Below are 6,432 nucleotides of genomic sequence, written 5' to 3' on the forward strand. Positions count from 1 at the left end.
ATCGACATTGTGGAAAGTAAGATTTGCTGGTCCACCAGTGGGATCTATTAGTTTGATGTCTGGGTCATTTAGTTCGTCATAAACTGGATCATCAGACAAAACTTCTAGGTTCACACGAACAGTTTGATTGTTGTCAATGATTTCATCGTATTGTCCTTGAATTTTTAGTATTTGTGGGACATCCCAGTTAATAGGTGTGAAGAGTAATTCCGCGCTAGATTGAAACTGATTATTAACAACAAACTGAGCTTCGGACGGATCACTTGAAGTAGCAATAACAGCAACATTTTCTTTAGGAGGACTGTCCAATTTGACTGTAATGTTTGCGGACCGGCCGTTTTCATCAAGATCTGTGTCTGAAATAGTCACAGTCAGGCTCCCTTTTCCGTACTCTGGATCAGGAGTGGTGCCTTGTGTACTCTCCGGAGCGCAGGCGCCCAAATGCAGCAACAGTGGAATGCCGATTAACAAAACGAGGAAGTGCTTTCGCAGTTTCAACATGAGATCAGTCACTGAGAAAAATTGTTGTTCAGCTGAGTTAAATGAGCGAGCTGGTTGGTAGCAGAGGTCACGTGGTATGGTATCCGCAATCTTGTCTGAATTCGCATGACCCCATGCAAAAAGCGAGACAAACCTTTGCGCCAAACCTAATGCCTCAACTCCCATGATCTACTACCACTCTCAAACTCCAGGTGACCTGGCAGCCACGCTAGCCCACGGAGCATCACTGACCTGTGGCAAACTACTGTTGATGCGCCATTCGGTAAGGCCACCTTTTCCCCCAGGAGTTTTTCATTTTCAGGTGGATCTGACCCCTGAGGGGGTTCGGCTGGCAGAGGCTTTGGGGACACGATTGGGAACTCAGCTGATTTCATTGGATTCTAGCACGTCCAGTCGCTGCCTGCAGACGGCAGAAGCGATTGGTCGTGGTTCTGGCCAACCGGTATTGGTACGAGCCAATCCGAAGCTTGGGGATAAAGGGGTTTTTGTTCAAGATTCAGATCGTAATCATCAGTACATGGTGGAGCAAGGACCACTAGGATTGGTCAATGCGGGCTTGCGTGGAGCCAATGATTGTGGGCTGAACCCAGTACGAGCTGCGACGCAGGAACTGTTGCAGGATCTCTGGAAGGAAGGCCTACCGGGGGGTACCTGTCGGGTGGCTGTAACGCATGACACGATGTTATCGCTGATCCTAGGAGCGCTGAGTGGTCGCCAAGCATTGGATGAGGAAGATTGGCCGAAAATGCTGGAAGGTGCGCTGCTGTGGGTGGAAGAAGATCGATTGTGTTGGTGCTGGCGCAGAGAGTTATACAGCCAACCACGCCAGGAGTGGTTGGGTTAATTTACAACTGGCAACCCAGAGACTTGTAGTTCAACTGTCGCCAGCTCTGGTCAGCAGGTCGATAACGTTGAATTTTGCGATTTCTGTTCTGATCGCATTCTGTGAGGTAGATGAATCCTCTTAAAGCTGCGGCTCGTACAACGCGATAGTCCTCTCCGGTAGTACGTTCTGTTTCGATTTGCCAGGACTGAGTTTGTGGATCGAAGCTCTCCATACGAACCAGACCGACTTCGGAGTACAAGCGGAAGAGTTGATTCTGAACAGTCACGCTCAGTTGGCAATTTGCTTGTTCCCATTCACATTGAGGAGACAGAGTTTGGCGTGCTACCTCACGGGCGTTAGCTAAGGAGGAACTCTCTTCTTGGATGGGGAGAGGAGCGCAGGCGAGACATCCACTTCCTAGTATCCCCAGCGTGATGTATTTTAATTTCTTCATAAAACTCCGAAAAATCTTGCAAACCAAGCTTGATTTGGGTTTTTCTGGTGACCCTGCCTAATGGGCCTCTAGCTCAATCGGTTAGAGCAGCCGACTCATAATCGGTTGGTTCCCGGTTCAAGTCCGGGGAGGCCCACTCTCACGCTACTTCCCTGCCTGAAAACATCTGTTGCGGAGCAACCGATCAGATCAATTGTTTGTATATGTCAACTAGAGAACTATTTGTACCAAAATTTTTATCGTACCACAATAAGGGTTTTAAGAAGCCTTTGCGGTACAAAAAGGAGGAGTAGTAGTAGGGAAGCTTAGTTAGTGATGGCGTCCAACGGCACACTGCTGAGGAAAGGCTTGAGGACGTCTTCGTTGAAGGTCACCCCAATACCAATGAAGTAGTCACGGAAGGACTCCTCTTCACTGATGAAGTCATCTGCTCCTGCAGTGACAAAGAGATTTGAATGGAAGCGCCAACTGGCTCCTGCCTTGAGATGGGTGCCAAATTCACCTCCGATATCCCAGACGTCCAGGTAGGTACGGTACTGCTCGTCCCGGCCAAAGAGTTGTTCCACTCCCAATCCAAAACTGTTCTCAAAGAGGCCAATCTTGAAGAGGGTGTCGTAGAAGCGTTGCACTACTTGTGCAGAGAATTGTAAATTTTGTTCAACTTCCAGTCGCTCTTCCTCAATGTAGGTAATTTGGCCATTCTCTTCACGTGTAATGTAATCCTTGGTACGGGTTCTGATTCCACGTGGATTATCGACCAACTCCAAGCGATAGAAACGGTCCTTGAGCGGTTGCAACTGGACGCTCAGGTAGCCCTTTGAAGAACTTTCTGGACCATAAGCAGCCTGATTAGAGCCGTACAATTCAGCTCGGACGCCAATGTCGAGCTTGAGGCGGTTGACATCACCAAGCAATCCGTTGATGCTGCCGATGGCTTCGTTCAACTCGTCGACAGTTTGCTCATCGTTGACCAACTTGCCGATGGTACCCTCACCTCTTTCGATCTTGCCACTGATTGACTCCACGTTATCCATCGTGCGATCCAGCTTGGCTAGGGAGCGGTCCAGATTATCTACACTACTCTTGAGAGAGCTACGGTTTTCTTCAAGAATTCCACGGAGATTGCCTGTGATCTCAGGCCCGTCTTCAGCCAGGGATTCGGTGAAACTGTTGAGATTGTCTACTACTTGTCGCAGCCCAGATCGGTTTTCAGTGGTGATGGTCTCAAGTTGAGAAGAGAACTGCTTCAGGTTAGCCAGGATGATCTTGACCTCTCCCTTGTTTTCACTAGAAATTTCAGCAAGATCACTGCTGAAGGTTTCGATCTGACGCATAATGGATTCAATTCGCTCGTTGACAGTTCCTGTCAGTTCCTCTGTATTCTGAGTAAGTCCCTCAATGTTGTCAAGAATCCGTGTCAGCCGCTGTTCACCTTGAACTCCACCAAGTGAGCGATCCAGCGCACCTGTGACACTTTTCACATCACGCAGGATGGAACCGAGGCTATCGATCATGCTGTCAATGTCACTTCCTGGAATAACCAGTTCGATCTCGTCCCCATCCTGCATGGTTCCACTCATTGAGTTACCTTGCAGGACTTCGACAAACTTGTCTCCAAGAATGCCAACAGACTTGATCGTCGCAGCGCTATCACGGTAAATCGGGTATTTGGCGTAGAGTTTGAGGATAACCCGTGCTTCGGAGCCTTCGAGTTCAATCGCATCCACGGTTCCAACCTTGATCCCTGCAACGCGCACGGCGGAGCCAGTTTGTAAGCCACCAGAGTTGCGAAAGAGTGCACCAATACGGTAGGTTTCATCCAACTCAGGATTCCAGCCGGTGACGACAATCGAAGCTGTGATGATTAGGCCAGCTGCCAGTAGGATCAGCCCGCCAACTTTGAACTCAGCGCGCATCGTTTGGTGGCAGGTAGGAGAGAGAGAAGATGGGATCAGGCGACGCCGGAATGTAGCCGATGTCCGGAACCTTCATCCGAGCGATGGCAACGATGGTGTGCATGAACTCCGTTATGACTGGGGCGTGGATCGCCTGTTGAAGACAGATCATTTAATCACCTCATGCAACATGAATTCCGATTTGCATTTGTTCGATCAGCTTTTTGAAGAATGGAAGGACCCGTCATTTCACCTAGCGCCGTCTTTGCCCAGCTTGCAGGAACTCTTCGCAGACTGGTTGGATTTCTTTCTGCGGTCCTGGGAACTCCCTATGCATGCAGCCGCGCACTGGGAGGAACTAAGAGGTCTGTATTCGTTAACTGAACAAATTTCTCTGCAGTACTGCCGTAGTGACCAACTGGAGAGGGAACTGCGTCAACTGGTTGTTTTTGATGAGAGAGAAGTCAAACGACTGACAGATGGTTTGCAGGTATTCCTGAAGATTGTCAGGAGCAGCGAGTTGCAACCGATCCACCTGTGTACTTTGGAAATGCTGGAACTCTGGTGGCAGGCGCTTCCTGAAGCGTTTGCGTGGAATCAACTGAAGCTGATGCGCAGTTGGGGCCTTGATGTCGCATGGCAAAAGGAGGCTTGGCGGGTTTAGTAGTGCTTTCAGCAAGGCAAACAGACTGTGCCAGAACACCCAAGGAAGTGGGTGAGCTTATGCCAGCAGGTAGCTCTGAAACGCGGTTGCCAAATCACCAAGGTGGAAGATCAGGTTGCACAATGGGCTGGAGTACATTTGTGTCAAGAAGGCCCTTGCCAAACAAGTCCCAACTGCGCAACGTGTCGAATTCAAGTGCACTGCCTATGGGCTCAGGAGGAAACAGCACCAAGTGATGTAGAATTAGCCTGGCAGGCCCAGGATTTCCAAGGAGTATCCACCAAAGGAAGAAGCCTCTTGCGCAGAGTAGAGAGCTGGTCTGTTCAGCAGTGACAATCACAAAGTGAGAAAGCTTTTCGGGAAACCCAGCTATTACTGGAACTATGTCGACGTCACGGTGAGGAACGTCTGCAACCAGGAGAGACGTTTCACAATAGTGGAGATCTATTCCGTCACTTTCGTCATCGGTTGAGGTTGCTTAAACAAGAGGTCTTTCTAGTAGTTTTATTGGATAACAAGCATCGCTACTTGGGTGAACAATTGATTACAAAGGGCCTACTCAATCGAAGCTTGGTTCATCCAAGAGAAGTGTTTGCACAAGCCGTTGAACAACGAGCGGCTGCGCTAGCCTGTTTGCACAACCACCCTTCCGGAGATCCACAACCATCGTCAGAAGACCACAAGGTTATGCAGCGACTCAAGGAGTCCAGTCAACTACTCGGAATTCCGCTGCTAGATCACTTGGTGATTGGCGAAGAGCGTTGTGTGAGCTTCGCAGACGAAGGCTTGCTTTAGGCATTTAAAACATCCAAGAAATTGGAAGTCATCAGTCATTTTTGATAACAGCAAATGAAGTATTCTCCGCTCCTCTCGATCATCATTCCCACCTACAAAGAAGCTGGCAACATCAGGAACTTAGTTGAGGAAATCCTGAAATACTGTGACAGGGATTCTCTAGAAATTCTAGTGGTTGATGATAACAGCCAGGATGGGATTGATGAGCAAATCCGTCTGCTTTATGAACAGGGCATCAATATCACGTTGCTGCAACGCCTGGAGAATCGAGGTTTGGCGACAGCTGTTAAATTTGGGATGGATCGGGCAAATGGAAAGTATCTGGTCTGCATGGATGCTGATCTTTCTCACCCACCAGCAGTCATACCCAAAATGATCCAGGTTCTTGAGGACCAGCGAGACGTAGAAGTAGTTGTAGGGAGTCGCTACATTGACGAAGGAGGTTTTGCTGGGCAGTGGAATCAATATCGCCAATGGAACAGTAAGATTTCGACGATGCTGGCAAATTTGGTGATCCATGATCTTGGCGTGCAAGATCCGATGTCCGGATACTTCTGCATTCGTCAGGAGGTCTACTTGCGGGCTGCCTACATCAAGCCGATTGGCTACAAAATCCTTCTGGAATTACTGGTGAAGTGTGGTTGCTCGACAGTTGATGAAGTACCGATTACGTTCCGGGAACGCGCAAAAGGTGAGTCGAAGTTGAACCTGCGTGAGCAGATGAACTATCTGAATCATCTCAGCAGATTGTTTGATTTCAGTCATCCTCAGTGGAGCGCAGCGATCAAGTATCTGATCGTCAACATATTGGGAGTCAGCCTCATGCTCTTGCTATGGCTGATTCTACCTGATCCAAAAGGTGTCATCGTACCAGTTGCTCTGAGCTACCTCGGGATCATCGCAACGAATATCTTCTTTTTTGGGAGATATGTCCATTACAACACTGATCAAATTGAAGTTGGATTTCCGTGGATCAGTTTCACACTGATTACAGCTACAGAGTATATCTTTGTCTTGGGCTTTGCCTTCTTTGTGCTGAATTCAGTGAATATGGCTAGTTTACTTGGACTTGGGGCATTAGGAACGTTATTCCGGTTCATGCTGAGGAAGTTGGTTGGACACGATAGTCGGGGTCCAGGAACCGTTCACAACTATAAAAATTCATTCAATCATTCTTCTGAGGAAGTGAGTTGCTTAGGATGTGGGAATCAACATTTTTCGTATCCTTATATTAAGAAGTTTAGGTGGCTGCTCCAGTGTAAGTCATGTGGTTTTATGTTTGTTAATCCACAGCCTA

7 protein-coding genes, 1 tRNA gene and 1 pseudogene are annotated in these 6,432 nt (G+C 48.4%); 6 read left to right on the forward strand and 3 right to left on the reverse strand.

From position 1 onward, the window contains the following. The coding region (locus P8O70_14740; GenBank protein ID MDG2198107.1) for a hypothetical protein at positions 1 to 666 on the reverse strand (666 nt) is incomplete at its 3' end. Between P8O70_14740 and P8O70_14745 the strand changes: the two genes are divergently transcribed. Further along, positions 665 to 1,345 (forward strand): histidine phosphatase family protein, encoded by a 681-nt coding sequence (locus P8O70_14745; GenBank protein MDG2198108.1) that lies wholly within the window; start codon positions 665 to 667, stop codon positions 1,343 to 1,345. The genes P8O70_14740 and P8O70_14745 overlap by 2 nt on opposite strands. Position 1,346: 1 nt before the next feature. On the opposite strand, the gene P8O70_14750 is transcribed toward P8O70_14745, so the two are convergent. Beyond that, positions 1,347 to 1,781: a hypothetical protein gene (locus P8O70_14750; GenBank protein ID MDG2198109.1), complete on the reverse strand. Its 435-nt coding sequence runs from the start codon at positions 1,779 to 1,781 to the stop codon at positions 1,347 to 1,349. A 62-nt stretch (positions 1,782 to 1,843) separates the two neighbouring features. Here P8O70_14750 and P8O70_14755 point away from each other — a divergent pair. Further along, a tRNA-Ile gene (locus tag P8O70_14755) sits at positions 1,844 to 1,917 on the forward strand. Between the two features lie 169 nt (positions 1,918 to 2,086). On the opposite strand, the gene P8O70_14760 is transcribed toward P8O70_14755, so the two are convergent. After that, positions 2,087 to 3,697, reverse strand: coding sequence for an MlaD family protein (locus P8O70_14760; GenBank protein MDG2198110.1), 1,611 nt, complete (start codon positions 3,695 to 3,697; stop codon positions 2,087 to 2,089). Here P8O70_14760 and P8O70_14765 point away from each other — a divergent pair. From P8O70_14765 to P8O70_14780, 4 genes and pseudogenes are all read left to right on the forward strand, one after another. Continuing rightward, positions 3,681 to 4,340 (forward strand): hypothetical protein, encoded by a 660-nt coding sequence (locus tag P8O70_14765; protein ID MDG2198111.1) that lies wholly within the window; start codon positions 3,681 to 3,683, stop codon positions 4,338 to 4,340. The two genes, P8O70_14760 and P8O70_14765, sit on opposite strands and share 17 nt — an antisense overlap. Positions 4,341 to 4,391: 51 nt before the next feature. Then, positions 4,392 to 4,673 (forward strand): hypothetical protein, encoded by a 282-nt coding sequence (locus tag P8O70_14770; GenBank protein ID MDG2198112.1) that lies wholly within the window; start codon positions 4,392 to 4,394, stop codon positions 4,671 to 4,673. Positions 4,674 to 4,712: 39 nt separating this feature from the next. After that, positions 4,713 to 5,135, forward strand: a pseudogene (gene radC, locus P8O70_14775) (DNA repair protein RadC). Between the two features lie 54 nt (positions 5,136 to 5,189). Next, positions 5,190 to 6,432, forward strand: a 1,243-nt coding sequence (locus P8O70_14780; protein MDG2198113.1) for a polyprenol monophosphomannose synthase, incomplete at its 3' end; no start/stop codon positions are given.

This window comes from SAR324 cluster bacterium, from assembly GCA_029245725.1.
In the GTDB taxonomy this organism is placed as follows: domain Bacteria; phylum SAR324; class SAR324; order SAR324; family NAC60-12; genus JCVI-SCAAA005.